Origin of the sequence: Enterobacter sp. RIT637 (genome assembly GCF_019718755.1) — a bacterium.
Lineage (GTDB): Bacteria > Pseudomonadota > Gammaproteobacteria > Enterobacterales > Enterobacteriaceae > Enterobacter.
In genome coordinates this window covers 196,172-219,434 of sequence record NZ_JAIHAZ010000001.1, presented here as the reverse complement: position 1 = coordinate 219,434, position 23,263 = coordinate 196,172, and the positions used below count along the sequence as shown (strand labels likewise).

The window sequence follows — 23,263 nt, the reverse complement described above, 5'->3', positions numbered from 1 at the left end:
TGTCATAAATAAAGTGGGGTTTCATCATGTTTAATGAAGTCCATAGTTTACATGGTCATACATTATTGTTGATCACCAAACCTTCTTTACAAGCGACAGCATTACTGCAGCATTTAAAGCAGTCACTTTCATTGAACGGGAAATTGCATAATATTCAACGTTCTTTTGATGAAATTGCACCTGGCAGCATCATTCTTCTCGATATGATGGAAGCGGATAAAAAGCTGATCCATTACTGGCAAGATAATTTAAGCAGGAAAAACAATAATATCCGCGTGTTATTATTGAATACCCCTGATGAGTATCCTTTTAGAGACATAGAAAGCTGGCCGCATATCAATGGCGTGTTCTACGTCACTGAAGAAGAGAATCGTGTCGTAGAGGGCTTGCAGGGCATATTGCGAGGCGAATGCTATTTCTCGCAAAAGCTTGCCAGCTACCTCATTACACACTCCGGAAATTATCGCTACAACAGTACAGAGTCTGCACTGCTGACGCATCGTGAGAAAGAGATCCTGAACAAGTTGCGCATTGGTGCTTCAAACATTGAAATCGCCCGTTCGTTATTTATCAGCGAAAATACGGTCAAGACGCACCTTTATAATCTTTTCAAGAAGATAGCTGTTAAAAACCGGACTCAGGCAGTTTCATGGGCAAACGATAACCTCAGGCGTTAATAGCATGAAACGCACGTTGAGTTGGATTGCTGCAGCAGGTTTCCTGCTTGCGGCCGGGAACCTCCAGGCAGTGGAAGTTGAGGTTCCCGGATTGTTAACCGACCACACCGTCTCATCTATCGGGCACGATTTCTACCGAGCCTTCAGCGATAAATGGGAAAGTGACTACCCCGGTAACTTAACAATCAACGAACGGCCCAGTGCACGGTGGGGAAGCTGGATCACAATAACAGCCAATCAGGATGTTATTTACCAGACTTTCCTGTTTCCCACCAAAAGAGACTTCGATCAGAACGTCGCTTTTGCCCTGGCACAAACAGAAGAAGCTATTAATCGTCTGCAGTTAGATAAAGCCCTTCTGAGCACAGGCGATTTAGCAAAAGATGAGTTCTAGCAACGATACTTATTTCGGAGGCTGTAATGCGTCTCGCACACACAGTGATTTCGTTAATGCTCATTGCACCGCTAAGCTGGGCCGGAAATATGACCTTCCAGTTCCGCAACCCTAATTTTGGCGGCAACCCGAACAACGGGGCATTCATGCTTAACGAAGCCCAGGCTCAAAACTCCTACAAAGACCCTAGCTTTGACGACGATTTCGGTATCGAAACCCCGTCAGCGCTGGATAACTTCACCCAGGCCATTCAGTCGCAAATATTAGGTGGCTTATTAACCAATATTAATACCGGTAAACCCGGGCGCATGGTGACTAACGACTTTATCGTCGATATCGCCAACAAAGATGGGCAGCTTCAGCTGAACGTAACGGATCGCAAAACCGGAAAAACATCGACAATCCAGGTGTCGGGTTTGCAAACCAGTTCGACTGATTTTTAAACAACCCCAAAATAAGGACAATTATCATGCAGCGCTTTTTGATCTTTGTTGCAGTGTGCTTATTGAGCGGTTGTTTAACTGCTCCACCCAAAGAAGCCGCTAAGCCAACATTAATGCCTCGGGCACAAAGCTACCGCGATTTAACCCATCTGCCGACACCTACCGGTAAGATATTTGTCTCGGTATATAACATTCAGGATGAAACAGGACAGTTTAAACCGTATCCGGCGAGTAACTTCTCTACGGCCGTGCCGCAGAGTGCGACCGCCATGCTGGTCACTGCCCTGAAGGATTCGCGCTGGTTTATCCCTCTGGAACGCCAGGGATTGCAAAACCTGCTGAATGAACGAAAAATCATCCGCGCCGCACAGGAAAACGGAACCGTTGGCGTGAATAATCGTATGCCACTTCAGTCGCTTACCGCGGCCAATATAATGGTAGAAGGCTCGATTATCGGTTACGAAAGTAACGTGAAATCGGGGGGGGCAGGCGCGCGTTACTTCGGCATCGGTGCTGACACGCAGTATCAACTCGACCAGATTGCCGTCAACCTGCGCGTGGTTAACGTGAGCACGGGTGAGATCTTATCCTCCGTGAACACCAGCAAAACCATTCTCTCGTATGAAGTACAGGCCGGGGTTTTCCGCTTTATCGACTATCAGCGTTTGCTGGAGGGTGAAATCGGGTATACCTCTAACGAACCGGTGATGTTGTGTCTGATGTCGGCTATCGAAACCGGAGTTATCTTCCTGATTAACGATGGTATCGATCGCGGGCTGTGGGATCTGCAGAACAAATCAGAAGCGCAAAACCCGGTACTGGTGAAATACCGCGATATGTCGGTGCCGCCGGAATCCTGATCGAAAGCGCATAAAAAAGGCGAGATCCCTGTCTCGCCTTTTTTTATTCACTTACCGCGGTGATGTTTTGCGCTTTTTCTCGCCGCGCTGCCAGCCACAGGCCGCTGTTTTTCATGGCATAGCCGAAGAGAAGTCCCAGCGCCAGCGAGGGAACGACCAGCTTCCATTCCCCCTGCCCTGCAAAAGTCGCGCAGGCCCCCATGAATGTTCCCGGTACGAACGACAAAAGCAAATGCTTTGCCTGAACGCACATCAAAAATGCAACCACGCCCGTCATGACATAGCCCAGGATCTCAAGGTGCGGCGCCAGCGCGCTGCCCTTCATGATCACCAGCGCCCAAATCACACCGCTCATCAGGGTACAACCAGAGATAAATAGCCCTTTGACGCCACCCTGTGGGCAGGCGAAATAGGCGGTGCAGCCGAGGAACCCGGCCCAGCTGAGCAATCCGAGAGACACGGCCACCCATCCCCAGATCCCGGAGAGAATGCCTGTTGTCAGTGCAATACAAAGTAATATGTTCATGGCGCGCATCTTAGCAGAAGCGCGCCATAGAAATGCGATCAGAAGCACATTATGTGCAAGTTGAAATGTATCGTTGCAGGATTTTTGTGATCTAAATCACTCTTCATTTTCTTCTTCAAGCTCATCCCACATCGCAGCAATCGCATCACGCGTCACCGGTGCCAGCGTTCTCCAGAATGGCGAGGTGGCATGGGCTTCGACTTTACCCAGGAATGTCCCCACCCACGGCAGCAGGTACGTTTCGAACAGGGTTTCGATGGCTTCATTTTCGTCATCACCGGCGTTGTCTTCGAGCCAGGAGGCCGCAAGCAGCAGCGTGCCGATGTGATCGGCTGGCGTATCGCTCAACGGCATTCCGCGCTCGGAGAGAAACGCGCGCACTTCTGTTTCCGTCGCCCCTTCCTGCCAGGCAGAACGGTACGGCGAAACCCGGCACTCTTCACCGACGAACAGCGCATTGTAATCCGTTGAAATTTGCTGCATGTCGCAGCTTTTTTGCAGGCGTTCCAGCAAATCATCCTGTTCCAGCGGCCAGTTTTGCGCCAGCTTGCCTTCACGGATCAGCGTGAAAAGCGGAACCAGCAACGGGTCTTGCGGCTGGCGATAATAGAGCGTACCCAGCACGCGGCAAAGGATGGAGAACTCGTTCATTTTTTATTCCATTACACAATTAAAGATCGGCAAATTCCGCAACCGGCTCCATTCCGCGTGACTCGAGGAAATCGAGCATGCGGCGTGGCGTCACGTTCAGGATTTGCGCTTCCGGAAAACCAACGTCATTTAATACTTTCATACACTCACTGAAATCACCCAGCGTAAACGCGGTATGAGAATCGGACCCCAGCGCCACCATCCCCCCCGCATCACGCACTGCGGCAGCCACTTCGCGACAGTTGGCTTCACTGCCCTTACGCGAGTGAACAAACGAAGAGTTGTTAATCTCCAGCGCCACGCGGTGTTTCGCTGCCGCCTGCGCGACAGCCTGGATATCAATCGGATACTTCGGGTTACCGGGGTGGCTGATAATGTGCACATTGCCGCTGGCAATGGTGGCAATCATCGCCGCGGTGTTGGTCTCTTTATCCTGAGGCGCAAAGACCGGCTCATGGAAACCGGCGAGGATAAGGTCAAGAGAGGTCAGCATCGGGCCGGTGCAGTCGATCTCACCGTCGGTATTTTTGATGTTCGCCTCAATGCCGCGCAGTATCCCGATACCGTCTACCAGACGTGGCCAGATACGCATATTCACAAAATGCCAGTAGTGCGGCGCATCCGCCATATCCGGGCCATGATCGGTAATCGCAAAAAGCTTGATGCCCTTGAGCTTTGCCTGGGCGATATAATCATGGAGGTTACTATACGCGTGGGTGCTGGCGACGGTGTGCATATGCAGGTCTACGGGATACATCTTTCTCTCCTCTGCGGTTTTTCCAAAGGATAGCAGTTATCAGCGGCGAATATTAGCAAAAACCCGGCGAACGCCGGGTTTCTCTCAGTAGCCGCGCTGTCTGTCGACCTGGCCGGTGACCGCGTTACCCTTTTCCATTTCGCTGATGGTATGGGAGATGTACGCCACCGCTTCTGCCGGACGCGTCACGGCAGCCACGTGCGGCGTCATCGCGACGCGCGGGTGCGCCCACAGCGGGCTTTCCGCTGGCAGCGGCTCACGGCTATAGACATCCAGCATGGCGCCTTTGAGTTTTCCGCTTTCCAGCGCGTTCAGCAGATCCCCTTCCACGACGTGGACCCCGCGCGCAAGATTCATTAAATAGCTCTGCTCGGCTAACTGGTTCAGGAGAGTGCTATTGATAATGCCCACCGTTTCGGCGGTATTCGGCAGCAGGTTGATAAGTACGCGCGTCCCTTTCAGGAATGTGGGAAGCTCATCCGTTCCGGCAAAACTCTCAACGCCTGGATAATCCTTACGGCTGCGGCTCCAGCAGCGCAGCGGGAAGCCCCACGGGGCGAGCGCTTCTGCCACTTTGGAGCCGAGCACACCCGCGCCGAGGATCCCGACGGTAAAATCTTCATATCGATAATCCGGCAGCGGCTCCCAGTGAGATTGCTGTTTAAAGGCCTGATAATCGTCGAAGCGGCGGAACCAGTGCAGCACCTGGCTCACGGCATATTCCTGCATCTGCTGGCCCATTCCGGTATCCTCAAGCCGGAACAGCGGAATATTTTCAGGCAGCATTTCTGGATGCGCTTTCAGTTTACTGAGGATCGAATCAACGCCCGCGCCCAGCGCGAAAACAGCCTTCAGCTTGCGCCCTTGCAGCATCTCAACCGGCGGGTGCCAGACCAGCGCATAGTCGGCATGTTCATTATCGCCACGCTTCCACTCGCGTACGCGTGCGCCGGGCAGCGCCGCCGAAAGTGCGTCAATCCAGTAAGCGGTATCAAATGTAGGGTGATAGAAGAGAATATCCATGGTCATTCCTGCCTTTTATTGCGCTGTTTTGTTTTCATTTTCAAATGGATTGCCAGCATAACAAATTTATCAGGAAACCGCGTTGCTGATAAAAGAGGCGCTTTGTGCACATTTAGGAGTCAGGTTGCTTGAAGTTTGTCTAAACGCGCTAAATTACTGAAAAAGTGAGTTGACGGCAGTTCGGCTTTTCCTTACATTAGCGCCCGTCCCGGCAACAACGGGATGACAATATGGTGAGGTGTCCGAGTGGCTGAAGGAGCACGCCTGGAAAGTGTGTATACGGCAACGTATCGGGGGTTCGAATCCCCCCCTCACCGCCATATTTAAAGAAGAGCTCGCATGAAAATGCGGGCTTTTTTTTTCGCATGTTGCACGCCTGCGGGGAATTCGAACCTTGCGGCTCTGTGCGAAACTCATGTCGGGTGGCGCTGCGCTTACCCGACCTACAAAAAACTACTCTTCCACCATCCGCGCATACTCTTCGGTCAGAAAATCCACCAGCGTCCTGACCGACGGCAGCATGCCGCGCCGCGAAGGATAAACCGCGTGAATGACTTCCCGTCGGGGTTCCCACGCGTCCAGCACCCGTACCAGTTCCCCTGACGCAAGCTGATCCTTCACCATCAATATCGGCAACTGAACAACGCCCACGCCCGCCATCGCCGCTTCCCGCAGTGCCAGCATGTCGGTGGTAATAAAGCGCGGTGCGTAGTGGATCTCCGCTTTCGCCCCCTCTGGACCACTGAGTTCCCATTTATGCACCTGTTTACCGGCCCCCATACTTAAACCAGGCCATTCACTGAGTTCAGAAGGCATTCGCGGTTTGCCCATACGTTCGATCAACTGCGGGCTCGCCACCAGACAATGCCCCCTGTCAGCCAGCACCCTTAAGACCAGATCGCTGTCATCAAACGGACGCGGACGCACGCGGATCGCCACATCAATGCCTTCGCCAACAAGATCCACCCGCCGATTGGTGGCCTCAAGCTGGAGATTAATCCCGGGGTAGCGCGCCATAAACCGCGCCAGCATCGGTCCCACGTGGACGTGCAGTAACGTGACGGGACAGGTGAGCCTGACAACGCCGCGCGGCTCAGCCTGCAGCACAGCGACGGCCTCCTCTGCCGCTTCAGCTTCTATCAACATCGCCTTACAGTGCTGATAGAAAGTCTGACCGACCTCGGTCACCGTAAACTGCCGCGTAGTGCGCTGTATCAACCGCACGCCAAGCCGCTCCTCCAGCTGCGCGATCCTGCGGCTCAGTTTGGACTTGGGTTGGTCGAGCGCCCTTCCCGCCGCCGCAAAGCCACCGTAGTCGACCACCTTCACAAACCAGACAAAGTCATTGAGATCCTGCATAAATCCTCATCGTTCCATTTTTAGAACAGTGAATGCCATTTCCACTATCTACCGGGATATTAACTCTGAATATAAGCTAATTACATCAACAGAACATCAGGAGTTAATCATGAAAAACGTAACAGGCGTTTATACCGCTCCGCGCCAGCACTGGGTTGGCGATGGTTTCCCGGTCCGCTCGATGTTTTCTTATCAAACCCACGGCGAGCCGCTGAGTCCGTTCCTGCTGCTGGATTACGCGGGTCCGTACACCTTTCCGGCCGATGGGGCGAAACGCGGCGTGGGCCAACACCCACACCGGGGTTTTGAAACGGTCACCATCGTCTATTCCGGTGAAGTGGAGCATCGCGACTCCACGGGTAAAGGCGGCGTCATTGGCCCCGGCGACGTGCAGTGGATGACGGCAGGTGCAGGCATTTTGCACGAGGAGTTCCACTCCAGCGCGTTCGCGCAGAAAGGCGGAGAACTGAAAATGATGCAGCTTTGGGTCAACCTGCCAGCCAAAGACAAAATGGCGACGCCGGGCTACCAGAGCATCACCAAAAGCGACATCCCGGTTGCGGCACTGCCGGATAACAGCGGAACGGTGCGGGTTATCGCCGGACGCTACGACGATATTACCGGCCCTGCGCACACCTTTTCGCCGCTGAACGTCTGGGATCTTGCCCTTAATCAGGGAAGCCATCTTACGCTCGCTCAGCCGGAGGGCTGGAGCACGGCGCTGGTGGTGCTGGAAGGTCACGTTATGGTGAACGGCACTGCTCAGGCGGGAGAAGCCCAGCTGGTGGTGCTGAGTCAGGAAGGCGACAAACTGCACCTGGAGGCAAGCAGCGATGCCAAAGTGCTGCTGATGGCCGGCGCGCCGCTCAATGAACCCATCGTCGGCTATGGCCCGTTTGTAATGAACACTAAAACCGAGATCGCGGAAGCTATTCGTGATTTCAACTCCGGCCGCTTCGGCCAGATCTGAACGTAATCGTAATAAAGGAGAAGAACATGTCTACACCTGCGAATTTTAATGGAGCACGTCCGGTCATTGATGTTAACGATGCGGTGATGTTGCTGATCGATCACCAGAGCGGTCTGTTCCAGACCGTCGGTGACATGCCAATGCCGGAGCTGCGTGCTCGTGCCGCGGCGTTAGCGAAGATTGCTACCCTGGCAAAAATTCCGGTCATCACCACGGCGTCCGTGCCACAGGGGCCGAACGGCCCGCTGATCCCGGAGATCCATGCTAACGCACCGCATGCGCAGTATGTTGCCCGTAAAGGTGAAATCAACGCCTGGGATAACCCGGAGTTCGTGGACGCGGTGAAAGCGACCGGACGCAAGACGTTGATTATCGCGGGCACTATCACCAGCGTCTGCATGGCCTTCCCGTCGATCAGCGCGGTGGCGGACGGGTACAAAGTATTTGCGGTGATTGATGCCTCCGGCACCTACAGTAAGATGGCGCAGGAGATCACCCTGGCGCGCGTGGTGCAGGCTGGCGTGGTACCAATGGATACGGCGGCGGTGGCCTCTGAGATCCAGCGCACATGGAATCGTGAAGACGCGGCAGAGTGGGCTGAGGTATACACCCACATCTTCCCGGCTTACCAGCTGTTGATCGAAAGCTACGGCAAAGCACAGGAAGTGGTTAAAAACAGCGAAGTGCTCGATTCACAGCGTTAATCGCCCGCTCCACGGCGTAAAAACCGTGGAGCTGATTATTGCTTAACCGAACAGGCACTAAAGCTGAAAATCTGCTTGACCGCTTTAGCGCAACTCCCTATAGTAGCGCCCCGTTGCCCCCCAAGCGGTCAGGCAGCAAAACAATATGGTGAGGTGTCCGAGTGGCTGAAGGAGCACGCCTGGAAAGTGTGTATACGGCAACGTATCGGGGGTTCGAATCCCCCCCTCACCGCCATATTTAAGATGAGAGCTCGTACGAAAGTACGGGCTTTTTTCTTTTATATTCTCCTAAAAGGGGGGATGAGAACCCCCGACCGGGGTTCGACAACTGGCGACAGCCAGTTGGACAGACTGAGAGCGAAGCGAGTCAATCCTCCCCGGTGCAGACTGAGCAGCCTCAGGTAAAAAAAAACCCGTACTCGCGCACGGGCTTTTTCTATTCTATTCCTTAGCTATTCAACTTCCCTGCCGGCTGCTTTCTTTCAAGAGATGAAACCTGCTCAGGCTGAACACCATCCTCATCCTTACGTCCATTAAGCCAGTAATCCGCATTTTTAATTCCCAGTCGAACGGGATCAAAATGTGGATCCAGCCCCTGCGCATTCTGGATTTCATAATCCTTCAGGCTGGCAAACGCTTTTTTATGCAACAGGACAATGGCAATAATGTTGAGCCATGCCATCAGCCCTACGCCAATATCCCCCAGGCCCCAGGCCAGATCCGCGGTGCGAACCGTGCCATATACCGTCGAAGCCATCAGACATAACTTGAGCAGGAAAGTCAGCCACGGGCGGTGAATTTTACGGTTGATGAAAGCAATATTCGTTTCAGCGATGTAGTAGTAAGCAATGATCGTAGTAAAGGCGAAGAAGAACAGTGCAACGGCAACAAAGTAATTACCGAAGCCCGGCATCATACTTTCCATCGCCGTCTGGACATAGCCCGGACCTGCGGCCACGCCAGCAATCCCGGTATACAGCGCTGCGCCGTCGACGCCCTGCACGTTATACAGGCCGGTGATCAGCAGCATAAACCCTGTCGCAGAGCAGACAAACAGCGTATCAATGTAGACCGAGAACGCCTGAACCAGCCCCTGCTTAACCGGGTGGCTCACCGCCGCCGCCGATGACGCGTGCGGTCCGGTTCCCTGCGCGGCCTCGTTGGAATAGACGCCGCGCTTAACGCCCCACATGATGGCCTGACCGAGAATAGCGCCAAAGCCTGCTTCGAGACCGAACGCACTTTTCCAGATCAGCAGAATAACCGAAGGGAGCTGGTTAATATTAATGGCGATAATCACGCAGGCGACAATAATATAGCCGAGTGCCATAAATGGAACGACCATGCTGCTAAAGCTGGCGATCCTTTTCACACCGCCGAAAATAATAAAACTTAACAGCACAGCAAGTAATGCCGCCGTGACATTCGGACTCAAACCAAAAGCAATATCCAGGCTCGCACCAATCGAGTTTGCCTGCACCCCCGGAAGTAATAATCCGCAGGAGAAAATAGTGACAATAGCAAATAACCATGCGTACCACTTAACCCCTAATCCTTTTTCAATATAAAAGGCAGGACCACCGCGATATTCACCGTTAATTTTTTCTTTATAAACTTGCCCCAGTGTGGATTCGACAAACGCGGAGCTGGCCCCCAAAAACGCCACTATCCACATCCAGAACAGCGCGCCCGGTCCACCAAAGGTGATCGCCGTGGCCACGCCGGCGATATTGCCTGTCCCCACGCGGCCTGCCAGCGTCATCGTCAGCGCCTGAAACGACGATACGCCTGCATCGGTAGGACGCCCCTGGAACATCAGGGTAATCATATGTTTGATATGGCGTAATTGCAGAAAGCGACTACGCAGCGAGAAATAGAGGCCGACACCCAGACATAAAAATATTAACGCAGGGCTCCAGATTACACCATTAATAGCACCAACCAGTTCGTTCATGTATGACCCTCAGCGTGATGTTTCGGGGGAACGGATCCCCTGTTGTGTTTCTTCTTAGAATTTTTTGTTCGAGCAAGTACGAAACATAGATAACTCCCCTGAAGACACCAACTTAATTTTTACTTCGTAGTAATGTTCTGTGACAACATTCACGTTTAATTTTTACCTGACAATTAGCGCGATCATAATATTCATAGATATTTTGTGGGTATTATAAACACACGTCACACTTCTACCGCTCAAATAAAAAACAGCCGTTAAATAATTAAACCTAAAAATGATTAATTATTTAAAACAGATGAGTTCTGCATTTAATAAAAGAAGCTTCCCGGCATTACGCCGGGAAGACATTACAGGAAAGAGGCAAAACGATAATGCATTACCTTTAGTCGGAATAGACCTGCAGCGTACGCTGACACAGCGCCGAACGCACGCAGTCATCTTTAGTGAAGCGTACCACCCCAATCATTTCATCTTCCTCAAAACGTGACATGGCGTCGCTCAATCCGGATTTCACGCCGGACGGCAGGTCACACTGGGTAATATCGCCGTTAACGATAACCGTCACGTTCTCCCCGAGGCGCGTTAAAAACATCTTCATTTGCGCAGCGGTCACGTTCTGAGCCTCGTCAAGAATGACGACCGCATTTTCAAATGTACGTCCGCGCATATAGGCGAACGGCGCGATTTCCACCTTGCCAATCTCTGGTCGCAGGCAGTACTGCATAAAGGATGCACCCAGTCGCTTCACCAGCACGTCATAAACGGGCCTGAAGTACGGGGCAAACTTCTCCGAAATATCTCCGGGCAAGAAGCCGAGATCTTCATCAGCTTGCAGTACCGGACGGGTAACAATAATGCGCTCCACGTCCTTATGGATCAGCGCTTCCGCCGCTTTGGCTGCACTAATCCAGGTTTTCCCGCATCCGGCTTCACCGGTTGCAAAGATGAGCTGTTTACTCTCGATAGCATTCAGGTAGTGCGCCTGAGCCTCATTGCGCGCCACAATTGGAGAATTATCACGGCTGTCTCGGGCCATGCCAATTGCTTCTACGCCACTCATCTGCACAAGCGAGGTGACCGATTCTTCTTCACGCTGTTTATGGCTACGTGAATCCCGTCTCAGCACACGTTTTGCTTCGCGACGAGCTTTGATCACTGCTTTTTGTCTTCCCATGGATAGCACCTTGAGTTGTTGGTATTCATCACACGCGCCAGCTTCGGCACGATTATGCGCACGAACATCAGAGGGTTGGCTTCCTTGTAAGCCATTGCTTGCTTTACCGGATGACGATACAGAATAGCTACGCGCACCAGTCTGCACGTCGGTGGAATCAGATTCTTGAGGTGAAGGGGAAAATTTAGTGGTGAGGAAATCGCTGCCGGAGTCTGAGCCTCCGCGCCGGGTGCTGCGGTTGTTATGTTTACCTTGTCCAGTACAGGACGCAACCATTCGCGATCTCCATTGTGATTCAGCATCACTGCCGGGAACTACCGCTGTCTTATCTTAAGTACATCAGGAGTTATCATAAATGCAACATTTATTTTACCTGAATGCAACTTTTAAGACTGCACCTGCAGTGGAATCAGTCTTATATAGAAATATTACAGAAAAATAACAACAAGATAGTCATATGAAAAAATAATGTCCCCGCGAACTATCGCAGGGACGATTATCAGGCTTCGATCAGCCCTTGAGCGAGGTACGCGTTCCGGTCGCGCGGGCCAGGCAGGGCAAAGAAATAGCCGCCGCCGATAGGTTTTATATACTCCTCAAGCGCTTCGCCGTTCAGCCGCTTTTGCACGGTCAGGAAGCCTTTCTCCAGATCGTGCTGATAGCAGACAAAAAGCAGCCCCATATCAAGCTGGCCGGAGTTGGTCACGCCCAGCGAATAGCTGTAGCCGCGGCGCATCATCAGGCTGGACTGCGTCTCTTTGGTGCGCGGGTTGGCAAGGCGAATATGGCTGTCGAGCGCGATGGTATTCCCGTCTGGATCGCTCGCGTAGTCCGGCACATCATGCTCGTGCTTCATGCCCAGCGGCGCCCCGCTCTGCTTGTCGCGGCCAAATATGGTCTGCTGCTCTTTTAGCGGCGTACGGTCCCAGAACTCCACGTGGAACTGGATAATACGCACCGCCTGGTAGCTGCCGCCCACCGCCCACGCCGGTTCGCCCTGCTCTGCCGTCACCCACACCACGTCTTTCATCAGCGCTGCATCGCTGCTGTCTGGGTTGGCCGTGCCGTCCTTAAAGCCCAGCAGGTTCACCGGCGTCTCTTTGCCTTTGCTGCGGGCGGCGTGGTCAGAGATAAACCCTTCCCGCTTCCAGCGCACGCTAAGCAGATCCGGCGTGTGCTTGATGATATCGCGCAGGGCGTGGATCACCGTGTCCTGGGTATTGGCGCAAATCTGCAGGAGCAGATCGCCGTGGCACAGCGCCGCGTCGAGAGAGTCATTCGGGAAACGCGTCATTTTCTGCAGCGCTTTCGGCTTCTGTTTTGCCAGGCCGTAACGCTCATCAAACAACGACTCGCCCACAGAGACGGTAATGGTCAGGTTATCCGGGGCGATAAACGCCCCGAGGATACCGGAGTCCATCGGCGGCAGGCGCGGATTTGGCGTTTCCGGTGCCGGACCGCCCGCGGTGAGAAACGCAATACGCGTTGTCAGCAGGCGAAACAGACGCACCAGATCGGCTTTATCGCTGGCCAGCGAATCAAAGGCCACCAGCATCATAGAGGCCTGCTGCGGCGTCAGAATGCCCGACTGATGCTCGCCATAAAACGGCTGCGTCTCCATGCGCGCATCCGGCGACAGCGTGCCGGGGGCACTTTGCGGTTTAGCCGCATGCACCACCGGGCAGCCGCCTGCCAGGGCAAGCGCGCCGCCCAGCGCCCCTACCCCTTTTAACAAACGACGTCGGGAAGGTTCCGCCACGTCGTGCTCGTCATGCTTGTTCATCGTGCTTAGTCCAGACCCAGTACGCCGCGCAGCAGGGAGAGATCTTCCGCCAGGGTAGTAATCGGGCCTTTCAGCGCGTTACGGTCGGCGTCGGTCAGTTTGTCATAGGTCTCGAACCCGTCTTTGGTGCGGTACTTCGTCAGAATGGCGTCGACTTTTTTGAAGTTGGCATCCACCTTCGCCAGCAGCTCGCCGTTCTCTTTCTGCAGCTGAGGACGCAGAAGATCGACAATTTTCTGCGCGCCGTCGACGTTGGCCTGGAAGTCCCACAGGTCGGTGTGGCTGTAGCGATCTTCTTCACCGCTGATTTTGCTGGCGGCCACTTCTTCAATCAGACCAGCCGCGCCGCCCACCACTTTCGACGGTGGGAAGGCCAGCTCGCTGATGCGCTTTTGCAGCTCCAGCACGTCGCCGTTCAGCTGCGACGCGTATTTCTCCATGCCTTTGGTGGAGTTGTCGCCAAACAGGGCTTTTTCCAGTCGGTGGAAGCCGGTGAATTTCGGATCGGCGGCCTTCTGCTCGTAATCGTCCTCACGGGCATCAATGCTGCCATCGAGGTCAGAGAACAGCTCGGCAATCGGTTCGATGCGCTCGTAGTGCTGACGGGTTGGCGCGTACAGGGATTTCGCTTTTTCGATATCCCCGGCTTTCACCGCATCGGTAAAGGCTTTGGTGCCCGCAACCAGGTCCGCCGTCTCTTTGGTGACGTAGGCTTTGTAGGCGGTGATGGCCTCGCCCAGGCTGAGCAGCGCGTCGCCCTTCGCGGCATCCTTCGTGGCGTCGCCCTTCACGATCAGCTTGCCTTTCGGATTGGTCAGCAGACCGCAGGTCATGTCGTACTCACCCGGCTGCAGGTTGGCGGTCATCTTCTGGCTGAAGCCCGGGGCGATGTTTTCACGTTCTTCCACCACCATTACGCCTTTGAGGATCTCCCACTCCAGCGCCTTCTGGCTGTGGTTCTGGATAATAAACTGGGTTTTGCCGCTGTTGACGGTGATGGTCATCGGCTCGCACTGTTTATCATTGACGGTCACTTTGACCAGAGGAACATCCGCGCCCCAGGCGGAGAATGCAGAAGCGAACAGCGCGGCAATGCCTGCGCATAACGCACTACGACGGAACTGAATTGCCATGACTCTACCCTTTAAAAGTATGTTGTAACTAAATCAAAAATTACGGCGCGACGCGCGACGCCTGGCTCCCGGTGCGCGGCGGCATAGCGAACAGCACCAGCGCCGGAACCAGATAGATAAAGTACATCGCCACTTCGCTGACGCTCGGCGCTTCCTGATAGCCGAAGATACCTTCGAGCAGCGTGCCGGTCAGTGAATGGGTGGAGAGAACGTTGCTGAGATCGAACGCCACGTCCTGGAAGTGGTTCCACAGGCCCGCTTCGTGGAAGGCGCGTATCGCCCCTGCCGCCAGCCCTGCTGCCACCAGCAGAATAAACAGGCTGGTCCACTTGAAGAACGCGCCCAGATTGAGACGAATGCCGCCCCAGTAGAGCAGAAAGCCCAGCACAACGGCGGTTGCCAGCCCGAGCATCGCGCCAACCGGCGGCCAGATGCCTACATCCTGTTGAAACGCCGCCAGCAGGAAGAAGACAGATTCCAGCCCCTCACGCGCGACGGCAAAAAAGACCATCAGGATCAGTGCCCAGCCGTGGTTGTTCCCCTTCTGCAGGGCATTGTCCACCGCCTGCTCCAGCTGCACCTTCACGTTACGGGAGACTTTACGCATCCAGAACACCATCCAGGTCAGGATCACTACCGCAATCACGGCGACGATCCCTTCGAACAGCTCTTGTTCTTTCTGCGGGAATTCACCGGTGGTTTCATTGATGAGGATACCCAGGCCCAGGCAGAGCGCCGCGGCGAGGAAAACGCCAATCCACATCACGCCAATCCAGCGCCCGCGCTGGGTTCGCTTCAGATAGCTGGCGATAAGGCTGACAATCAGGGCCGCTTCAAGGCCTTCACGTAACATAATGAGAAATGGAACAAACATGCCGACACCTTAAATGTTTATCGCGGTCAACTGATGCAAAGAAAGGTAAATTCTTGTGATAGTGATTATCATTACGGCAAGAAGAAAAACAAGCGAAATATGTGGTGTTTTGATGACGAGTTGTAACCGCATCGCAGGATAATAATTCCATCCGTTACGATTGCGTTTATAAGTTATAACGAAAATGCCCATTTACGGTTAATCAGCGCTGTGGCTAAATATCCACCTCGAAAACCAACTGAAAATAAACCATGTTTAAGATTATCCATTTCCTGCTGGCGCTGGTGATTATTCTTGCGCTTGCCTGGCTGGTGAGTTTCGACCGCCGAAAAATTCGCATTCGTTTTGTTTTACAGCTGATTATTATTGAAATTGCGCTGGCCTTCTTTTTCCTGCACGCAGAAAGCGGCCTGTTTATTATTAAATATGTCTCCGGTTTCTTCGAATCGCTGCTTAAATTTGCGGCCGAAGGGACGAATTTCGTCTTTGGCGGAATGGGAGAAAAAGGGCTGGCGTTCATTTTCCTCGGCGTGCTTTGCCCGATTATTTTTATTTCCGCACTGATTGGTATTCTTCAGCACTGGCGGATCCTGCCGATATTTATTCGGGTCATCGGCACGCTGCTGTCAAAACTGAACGGTATGGGCAAGCTGGAATCCTTTAACGCGGTGAGTTCGCTGATCCTCGGCCAGTCGGAAAACTTCATTGCCTACAAGGGCGTGCTGGGGGATCTCTCCTCTCGCCGTCTCTTCACCATGGCGGCCACGGCAATGTCGACGGTCTCCCTGTCGATTGTCGGCGCCTATATGACCATGCTCGACGCCAAATTTGTCGTCGCGGCGCTGATTCTGAACATGTTCAGCACCTTTATTATTCTCTCGGTCATCAACCCGGCGCGTCCTGAAGCGGAGCCGGATATCAAGCTGGAAAAACTGCATGAATCGCAGAGCTTCTTCGAAATGCTGGGCGAGTATATTCTGGCCGGTTTTAAAGTGGCGATGATTATTCTGGCGATGCTGATTGGCTTTATCGCGCTTATTAGCGCCGTTAACGCCCTCTTCTCCAGCGTATTTGGCATGAGCTTCCAGCAGATCCTGGGCTATGTATTTTATCCCCTGGCCTGGCTGGTGGGGATCCCACTGAGCGATGCCTTAAATGCGGGCAGTATTATGGCAACCAAGCTGGTGGCGAATGAATTTGTGGCGATGATTGAACTGCAAAAAATCGCGCATCAGATGTCCCCGCGCGGGCTGGGCATTTTGTCGGTCTTCCTGGTGTCGTTCGCCAACTTCGCCTCCATCGGCATTGTGGCCGGGGCGATTAAGGGGCTGAACGAGCAGCAGGGCAATGTGGTCTCACGGTTTGGTCTGCGTCTGGTGTACGGCGCGACGCTGGTGAGCCTGCTGTCGGCGAGCTTTGCGGGGCTGGTGCTCTGATGCAATGCCGGGTGGCGCTTCGCTTACCCGGCCTACAAAACAACAACGGCGGGTTATCCCGCCGTTTTCATTAAAACTGTACGCACACCGGCTGGTCGACGCGCATCACCGATTCCTGCGCGAAGCGTGATTTATAAATCCCGCGCAACGCTTCGATATTCTTCTCGCTCTGCGCATCTTTACCGTGGATCAGCAACAATGCCTTGCTCGGCTCGCGCGCCACTTTCCCGTCGTTCCCCAGCCACTGCCCGCGCGCGTCAAATACCGTTAAACCATCGCGAAAGCGCGGCGTCACGTCCTGGTCAACAAACTGCTGCCACTCGTTGCCGGTAATCTGCGCCCCTGCCGGGCGATTTAAGCCGAAATAGAGCGTGGTCTGCTGCATCTGGTTATCCGCTTTGCAGGTCTCCACCGCTGTGTGTTGCGATGGCGCGTTGCAGCCAGCCAGCATCAAAAATGCCGCTGCCATTACCCCTGTTTTGATGGTCATGTGTCGCTATCCTCATTGTTATAAGTGCAGCGATATCAACGTAAATTGCAGAATTTAGCAAGAGAGGTTTATTCCCTCTCCCCTTTGGGGAGAGGGTTAGGGTGAGGGGAAAATTATTCTGCCTGGAGCTTAGACGGCGGCGCAGTGTGGTAGTGCGCGTCTGCTTCAGCAAAGCGTTTCTGCATGGAGGCAGACGGCGCTTTACCCAGCAGGCTGAACACCACGATGCCGATGCTGCCGAAGATGAAGCCCGGAATGATTTCGTACAGGCCCAGCCACGCGAACTGCTTCCAGACAATGACGGTTACCGCACCGATGATCATCCCCGCCAGCGCGCCGTTACGGGTCATGCGTGACCACAGTACGGAGAACAGCACTACCGGACCAAACGCCGCACCAAAGCCCGCCCACGCGTAGCTCACCAGGCCCAGCACGCGGTTTTCCGGGTTGGCCGCCAGCGCGATGGCAATCAGCGCCACCACCAGCACCATAAAGCGCCCTACCCACACCAGCTCTTTCTGACTCGCGTCTTTACGCAGGAAGGCTTTGTAGAGGTCTTCGGTGATCGCACTGGAGCAGACCAGCAGCTGACAGCTCAGGGTGGACATTACCGCCGCCAGGATCGCGGAGAGCAGAATACCGGCAATCCACGGGTTGAACAGGACCTGCGCCAGCTCGATGAACACGCGCTCGGCGTTCTGGTTCACCGCGCCCGCCTGGGCCGGGTTGTTGTTGAAGTACGCGATGCCGAAGAAGCCGACCGCACACGCACCCGCCAGACACAGGATCATCCACGTCATACTGATGCGACGGGCGTGAACGATGGTGTGGTGAGAATCCGCTGCCATAAAGCGCGCCAGAATGTGCGGCTGACCGAAGTAGCCCAGTCCCCAGCCCATCAGGGAGACGATGGCAACGAAGTTCAGCCCTTTCAGCATGTCGACGTTTTCAATGCTCTTCTGCTTGATCACTTCCAGCGATTCGCCAAAGCCGCCAACGGTGAAAATCACAATCACCGGGGTCAGGATCAGGGCGAAGATCATCAGGCTCGCCTGCACGGTGTCGGTCCAGCTCACCGCCAGGAAACCGCCCACGAAGGTATAGAGGATGGTCGCCGCGGCACCGGCCCACAGGGCGGTTTCGTAGCTCATGCCGAAGGTGCTTTCGAACAGACGCGCGCCGGCCACGATGCCGGAGGCACAGTAGATGGTGAAGAACAGCAGGATAACCACCGCAGAGATAATGCGCAGGATGCGGCTGTTATCTTCAAAGCGTCCGGTGAAGTAGTCCGGCAGCGTCAGGGCGTTGTTGTTGGCCTCGGTATGCACGCGCAGGCGGCCTGCCACCAGCTTCCAGTTGATCCACGCGCCGACGGTCAGGCCGATGGCGATCCAGCTTTCGGAAATACCAGAGATGAAAATCGCGCCCGGCAGCCCCATCAGCAGCCAGCCGCTCATGTCGGAGGCGCCCGCAGAGAGTGCGGTAACCATCGGGCCTAAACTGCGTCCGCCCAGAATGTAGTCGTCAAAGTTCTTTGTTGAACGCCATGCCAAAAACCCTATCAGGATCATGCCAAAAATATAAACGAGAAATGTCACCAGCATCGGTGTGCTAATAGCCATTCAAATTCTCCAAAATGTCGAGCGACAGCCATCCGGGCTGCCTTGTTATATGATCACCGGAACGAGGTGAATGTATCTTGTGTTTCTGTTGGGCGCGCTATCCTGCCGTATGCGCATCCCGCTGACAAACGATTTAACACTGCATTTACATCAATTTCATCCCCGGTTTGATACGAGTTTCCTATAGGTTGCACTCGCTCACGCTTTTACGGGTTGCACCTTTGAAAAGTGTTAACTCCCGCATAAAAACAGGCTTCCCGCACAAAAGCCAGCGCGTTTTACCAGCTAACCATTCGTTAACAATCCATTCATTTTCCGGGTTGCAAACCAGGTCACATTTAACACGGTTGCACAAAGTTGCAACATGGGGGATATTTCACGCTATCTACAGAACGCTATTACAGAACAACAGGAGCTTTGGCATGGGTATGACCACCATGGGGGTTAAGCTGGATGACGCAACCCGCGAACGGATTAAGACCGCAGCAACCCGCATTGACCGCACGCCGCACTGGTTAATTAAGCAGGCGATTTTTAACTATCTCGAAAGACTCGAGAGCGATGAGGGTCTGCCGGAGCTGCCTGCCCTGCTGGCCGGCGCAGCGAACGAAAGTGAGGAAACGCCAGCCGCTGGCGATGAGAACCATCAGCCGTTTCTTGAATTTGCCGAGCAGATCCTGCCGCAGTCCGTCAGCCGTGCCGCCATTACCGGCGCCTACCGCCGTGCCGAAACCGACGCCGTGCCGATGCTGCTGGAGCAGGCTCGCCTGCCGGAAGCCATTGCCGCACAGGCGCATAGCCTGGCCTATCAGCTAGCCGACAAGCTGCGCAACCAGAAAACCGCCACCGGCCGCGCCGGGATGGTTCAGGGTCTGCTGCAGGAGTTTTCCCTCTCTTCACAGGAAGGCGTGGCGCTGATGTGTCTGGCGGAAGCGCTGCTGCGTATTCCGGATAAAGCCACCCGCGACGCGCTGATACGCGACAAGATCAGCAACGGCAACTGGCACTCCCACATTGGCCGCAGCCCGTCGCTGTTCGTTAACGCGGCAACCTGGGGCCTGCTGTTTACCGGTAAACTGGTCTCCACCCATAACGAAGCCAACCTCTCCCGCTCCCTGAACCGCATCATCGGTAAGAGCGGCGAGCCGCTGATCCGCAAAGGCGTGGACATGGCGATGCGCCTGATGGGCGAGCAGTTCGTCACCGGGGAAACCATTGCCGAAGCGCTGGCAAACGCCCGCAAGCTGGAAGATAAAGGTTTCCGCTACTCCTACGACATGCTGGGCGAAGCGGCCCTGACCGCCGCCGACGCGCAGGCCTATATGGTCTCTTACCAGCAGGCGATCCACGCTATCGGTAAAGCGTCCAACGGTCGCGGTATTTATGAAGGTCCTGGCATCTCCATTAAGCTCTCCGCCCTGCACCCGCGCTACAGCCGCGCGCAGTACGACCGGGTGATGGAAGAGCTCTACCCGCGCCTGAAGTCCCTGACCCTGCTGGCGCGCCAGTATGACATCGGCATTAACATCGACGCCGAAGAGGCCGACCGTCTGGAGATCTCCCTCGATCTGCTGGAAAAACTGTGCTTCGAGCCGGAGCTGGCAGGCTGGAACGGCATTGGCTTCGTTATCCAGGCCTACCAGAAGCGCTGCCCGTTCGTCATTGATTACCTGATTGACCTGGCCAGCCGCAGCCGCCGTCGCCTGATGATCCGTCTGGTGAAAGGCGCCTACTGGGACAGCGAAATCAAACGCGCCCAGATGGAAGGTCTGGAAGGCTATCCGGTCTATACCCGCAAGGTTTACACCGACGTCTCTTACCTCGCCTGTGCGAAAAAGTTGCTCGGCGTGCCGAACCTGATCTATCCGCAGTTCGCCACCCATAACGCCCACACCCTGGCGGCAATCTACAGCCTGGCCGGGCAGAACTACTATCCGGGCCAGTACGAGTTCCAGTGCCTGCACGGCATGGGTGAACCGCTGTACGAGCAGGTCACCGGTAAAGTGGCGGACGGCAAGCTGAACCGCCCGTGCCGTATCTATGCTCCGGTGGGCACCCACGAAACCCTGCTGGCGTACCTGGTGCGTCGTCTGCTGGAAAACGGCGCGAACACCTCCTTCGTTAACCGCATCGCCGACACCACCCTGCCGCTGGACGAGCTGGTGGCCGATCCGGTGCAGGCCGTAGAGAAGATGGCGGCGCAGGAAGGCCAGATTGGCCTGCCGCATCCGAAGATTGCCCTGCCGCGTGAACTGTATGGCGCAGGCCGCGTCAACTCGGCGGGTCTGGATCTCGCCAACGAACACCGTCTGGCGTCACTCTCCTCTGCCCTGCTCAACAGCGCATTGCAGAAATGGCAGGCCAAACCGATCCTTGAGCAGTCCGTCGAGGACGGCGAAATGCAGCCGGTCATTAACCCGGCAGAGCCAAAAGATATCGTCGGCTACGTACGTGAAGCCACCGAAGCGGAAGTGGATCTGGCGCTGGACAGCGCGGTGAACAACGCGCCAATCTGGTTCGCCACGCCGCCGCAGGAGCGCGCCGCGATTCTGGAACGCGCCGCAGTGCTCATGGAAGATCAGATGCAGTCACTCATCGGCATTCTGGTGCGCGAAGCGGGTAAAACCTTCAGCAACGCGATTGCCGAAGTGCGCGAGGCCGTCGACTTCCTGCACTACTACGCCGGTCAGGTGCGCGATGATTTCGATAACGAAACCCACCGTCCGCTGGGTCCGGTCGTCTGTATCAGCCCGTGGAACTTCCCGCTGGCGATCTTCACCGGCCAGATTGCCGCCGCGCTTGCCGCAGGCAACAGCGTGCTGGCAAAACCGGCAGAGCAGACCCCGCTGATTGCCGCGCAGGGTATCAACATTCTTCTGGAGGCCGGCGTGCCGGCGGGCGTGGTTCAGTTGCTGCCGGGCCGTGGTGAAACCGTCGGCGCCAAACTGACCTCCGATAACCGCGTGCGCGGCGTGATGTTTACCGGTTCGACCGAAGTAGCCTCCCTGCTGCAGCGCAACATTGCTACCCGTCTGGATGCGCAGGGTCGCCCAACGCCGCTCATCGCGGAAACCGGCGGGATGAACGCCATGATCGTTGACTCCTCCGCGCTCACCGAGCAGGTGGTGGTCGACGTGCTGGCCTCCGCGTTCGACAGCGCCGGTCAGCGCTGCTCCGCCCTGCGCGTGCTGTGTCTGCAGGACGACGTGGCGGACCACACGCTGAAGATGCTGCGCGGCGCGATGGCGGAATGCCGCATGGGCAACCCGGGCCGTCTCACCACCGACATCGGCCCGGTGATCGACGCAGAAGCCAAAGCCAACATTGAAAACCACATTCAGGCCATGCGCGCGAAAGGCCGTCCGGTGTTCCAGGCGGTGCGCGAGAACAGCGAAGACGCCCGCGAGTGGCAGTCCGGTACCTTCGTACCGCCGACGCTTATCGAGCTGGCAAGCTTCGACGAGCTGAAAAAAGAGGTCTTCGGCCCGGTACTGCACGTGGTGCGCTACAGCCGTAACAACCTGAACGAGCTGGTTGAGCAGATCAACGCCTCCGGCTACGGCCTGACGCTCGGCGTGCATACCCGTATCGACGAAACCATTGCGCAGGTCACCGGCAATGCCAAAGTCGGCAACCTGTACGTCAACCGCAACATGGTTGGTGCGGTCGTGGGCGTGCAGCCGTTCGGCGGTGAAGGTCTCTCCGGCACCGGTCCGAAAGCGGGCGGCCCGCTCTACCTGTACCGTCTGCTGGCGAACCGTCCGGAGAACGCCCTGGGTGTGACGCTGGCACGTCAGGATGCACATTATCCGGTGGATACGCAGGTGAAAGCCGTGCTGACCCAGCCGCTGGAGGCGCTGATCGCCTGGGCGGAAAAACGTCCTGAACTGCGTACGGTTGCCCAGCAGTACGGCGAGCTGGCGCAGGCGGGCACGCAGCGTCTGCTGCCGGGTCCAACCGGCGAGCGCAACACCTGGACGCTGATGCCGCGCGAGCGCGTGCTGTGCGTGGCCGATAACGAGCAGGACGCGCTGGTGCAGCTGGCTGCCGCGATGGCAACCGGGTGTGAAGTGCTGTGGCCGGAAGATGCGCTGCATCGCGATCTCGCCAAACAACTGCCGAAAGCGGTCTCGGCCCGTATTCGCTTTGCGAAGGCCGATGCGCTGCTGACGCAGCCGTTTGATGCCGTAATTTACCACGGTGATTCCGACCAGCTGCGCGAACTGTGCGAGCAGGTTGCGGCCCGCAGCGGGGCCATCGTTTCCGTGCAGGGCTTTGCGCGCGGGGAAACCAACCTGCTGCTGGAGCGTCTGTACGTGGAGCGCTCGCTCAGCGTCAACACCGCGGCGGCGGGGGGTAACGCCAGCCTGATGACAATCGGTTAATCGTGTAAACTCTCCCCGGTGACGCTACGTTTACCGGGGCTACAA

General features: G+C 55.5%; 20 protein-coding genes and 2 tRNA genes. 10 read left to right on the top strand and 12 right to left on the bottom strand.

Annotation, left to right across the window (positions count from 1 at the left end; genetic code table 11):
* Positions 1-26 precede the first annotated feature (26 nt).
* From csgD to csgG, 4 genes are read left to right on the top strand one after another with little or no spacing between them, the layout of a single operon-like run.
* Entirely contained in the window at positions 27-677 is a 651-nt protein-coding gene (gene csgD, locus K5E19_RS00990; RefSeq protein ID WP_221549638.1) for a biofilm master transcriptional regulator CsgD, read from the top strand.
* A 4-nt stretch (positions 678-681) separates the two neighbouring features.
* On the top strand, positions 682-1,071 hold the full coding sequence (gene csgE, locus K5E19_RS00985) for a curli production assembly/transport protein CsgE (protein ID WP_221549637.1): 390 nt from the start codon (positions 682-684) through the stop codon (positions 1,069-1,071).
* A gap of 26 nt (positions 1,072-1,097) precedes the next feature.
* Positions 1,098-1,514: a curli production assembly/transport protein CsgF gene (gene csgF, locus K5E19_RS00980; protein ID WP_010429564.1), complete on the top strand. Its 417-nt coding sequence runs from the start codon at positions 1,098-1,100 to the stop codon at positions 1,512-1,514.
* Positions 1,515-1,540: 26 nt separating this feature from the next.
* Positions 1,541-2,374, top strand: coding sequence for a curli production assembly/transport protein CsgG (csgG, locus tag K5E19_RS00975; protein ID WP_108418058.1), 834 nt, complete (start codon positions 1,541-1,543; stop codon positions 2,372-2,374).
* A gap of 43 nt (positions 2,375-2,417) precedes the next feature.
* On the opposite strand, the gene K5E19_RS00970 is transcribed toward csgG, so the two are convergent.
* From K5E19_RS00970 to ghrA, 4 genes are all read right to left on the bottom strand, one after another.
* The gene (locus tag K5E19_RS00970; protein WP_221549636.1) at positions 2,418-2,900 is read right to left on the bottom strand and encodes a DUF1097 domain-containing protein; all 483 of its coding nucleotides are present in this window, start codon (positions 2,898-2,900) and stop codon (positions 2,418-2,420) included.
* A 96-nt stretch (positions 2,901-2,996) separates the two neighbouring features.
* A complete protein-coding gene (locus K5E19_RS00965) occupies positions 2,997-3,551 on the bottom strand; it encodes a molecular chaperone (protein WP_221549635.1) in 555 nt (184 codons plus the stop codon).
* A gap of 19 nt (positions 3,552-3,570) precedes the next feature.
* Positions 3,571-4,308 (bottom strand): phosphatase, encoded by a 738-nt coding sequence (locus tag K5E19_RS00960; protein WP_221549634.1) that lies wholly within the window; start codon positions 4,306-4,308, stop codon positions 3,571-3,573.
* Between the two features lie 84 nt (positions 4,309-4,392).
* Positions 4,393-5,331 (bottom strand): glyoxylate/hydroxypyruvate reductase GhrA, encoded by a 939-nt coding sequence (gene ghrA, locus K5E19_RS00955; RefSeq protein ID WP_221549633.1) that lies wholly within the window; start codon positions 5,329-5,331, stop codon positions 4,393-4,395.
* A 232-nt stretch (positions 5,332-5,563) separates the two neighbouring features.
* Here ghrA and K5E19_RS00950 point away from each other — a divergent pair.
* Positions 5,564-5,651 (top strand) — tRNA-Ser (locus K5E19_RS00950).
* Between the two features lie 133 nt (positions 5,652-5,784).
* Here the strand turns inward: K5E19_RS00950 and K5E19_RS00945 are convergent.
* The gene (locus K5E19_RS00945; protein WP_221549632.1) at positions 5,785-6,690 is read right to left on the bottom strand and encodes a LysR family transcriptional regulator; all 906 of its coding nucleotides are present in this window, start codon (positions 6,688-6,690) and stop codon (positions 5,785-5,787) included.
* Between the two features lie 109 nt (positions 6,691-6,799).
* Here K5E19_RS00945 and K5E19_RS00940 point away from each other — a divergent pair, with 109 nt between their 5' ends.
* From K5E19_RS00940 to K5E19_RS00930, 3 genes are all read left to right on the top strand, one after another.
* Complete coding sequence (locus K5E19_RS00940; protein ID WP_221549631.1) at positions 6,800-7,660, top strand: pirin family protein; 861 nt, start codon at positions 6,800-6,802, stop codon at positions 7,658-7,660.
* 26 nt (positions 7,661-7,686) lie between these two features.
* Positions 7,687-8,364, top strand: coding sequence for an isochorismatase family protein (locus K5E19_RS00935; protein ID WP_221549630.1), 678 nt, complete (start codon positions 7,687-7,689; stop codon positions 8,362-8,364).
* Positions 8,365-8,511: 147 nt separating this feature from the next.
* Positions 8,512-8,599: transfer RNA gene (locus K5E19_RS00930), tRNA-Ser, on the top strand.
* Positions 8,600-8,812: 213 nt separating this feature from the next.
* On the opposite strand, the gene K5E19_RS00925 is transcribed toward K5E19_RS00930, so the two are convergent.
* The 5 genes from K5E19_RS00925 to efeU all read right to left on the bottom strand — a co-directional run bounded on the left by K5E19_RS00925 (position 8,813) and on the right by efeU (position 15,285).
* Positions 8,813-10,318 carry a sodium:alanine symporter family protein gene (locus K5E19_RS00925; RefSeq protein WP_221549629.1) on the bottom strand — a complete coding sequence of 502 codons (1,506 nt, stop codon included), beginning with the start codon at positions 10,316-10,318 and terminating at the stop codon, positions 8,813-8,815.
* 385 nt (positions 10,319-10,703) lie between these two features.
* Positions 10,704-11,495, bottom strand: a complete 792-nt coding sequence (phoH, locus tag K5E19_RS00920; protein WP_014831397.1) for a phosphate starvation-inducible protein PhoH — start codon at positions 11,493-11,495, stop codon at positions 10,704-10,706.
* Positions 11,496-11,994: 499 nt separating this feature from the next.
* Positions 11,995-13,278, bottom strand: a complete 1,284-nt coding sequence (gene efeB / locus K5E19_RS00915) for an iron uptake transporter deferrochelatase/peroxidase subunit (RefSeq protein ID WP_221549628.1) — start codon at positions 13,276-13,278, stop codon at positions 11,995-11,997.
* A 5-nt stretch (positions 13,279-13,283) separates the two neighbouring features.
* The gene (gene efeO, locus K5E19_RS00910; protein ID WP_221549627.1) at positions 13,284-14,411 is read right to left on the bottom strand and encodes an iron uptake system protein EfeO; all 1,128 of its coding nucleotides are present in this window, start codon (positions 14,409-14,411) and stop codon (positions 13,284-13,286) included.
* A gap of 40 nt (positions 14,412-14,451) precedes the next feature.
* Positions 14,452-15,285: an iron uptake transporter permease EfeU gene (gene efeU / locus K5E19_RS00905; RefSeq protein WP_221549626.1), complete on the bottom strand. Its 834-nt coding sequence runs from the start codon at positions 15,283-15,285 to the stop codon at positions 14,452-14,454.
* Positions 15,286-15,536: 251 nt separating this feature from the next.
* Here efeU and K5E19_RS00900 point away from each other — a divergent pair, with 251 nt between their 5' ends.
* Entirely contained in the window at positions 15,537-16,721 is a 1,185-nt protein-coding gene (locus K5E19_RS00900; protein ID WP_221549625.1) for a NupC/NupG family nucleoside CNT transporter, read from the top strand.
* A gap of 70 nt (positions 16,722-16,791) precedes the next feature.
* Here the strand turns inward: K5E19_RS00900 and K5E19_RS00895 are convergent, their stop codons facing one another.
* Both K5E19_RS00895 and putP read right to left on the bottom strand, forming a co-directional pair.
* Positions 16,792-17,211, bottom strand: a complete 420-nt coding sequence (locus K5E19_RS00895) for a DUF3574 domain-containing protein (RefSeq protein ID WP_221549624.1) — start codon at positions 17,209-17,211, stop codon at positions 16,792-16,794.
* Between the two features lie 113 nt (positions 17,212-17,324).
* On the bottom strand, positions 17,325-18,833 hold the full coding sequence (gene putP / locus K5E19_RS00890) for a sodium/proline symporter PutP (RefSeq protein WP_221549623.1): 1,509 nt from the start codon (positions 18,831-18,833) through the stop codon (positions 17,325-17,327).
* Positions 18,834-19,255: 422 nt separating this feature from the next.
* Here putP and putA point away from each other — a divergent pair, with 422 nt between their 5' ends.
* A complete protein-coding gene (putA, locus tag K5E19_RS00885) occupies positions 19,256-23,218 on the top strand; it encodes a trifunctional transcriptional regulator/proline dehydrogenase/L-glutamate gamma-semialdehyde dehydrogenase (RefSeq protein ID WP_221549622.1) in 3,963 nt (1,320 codons plus the stop codon).
* The last annotated feature ends 45 nt before the right edge of the window (positions 23,219-23,263 follow it).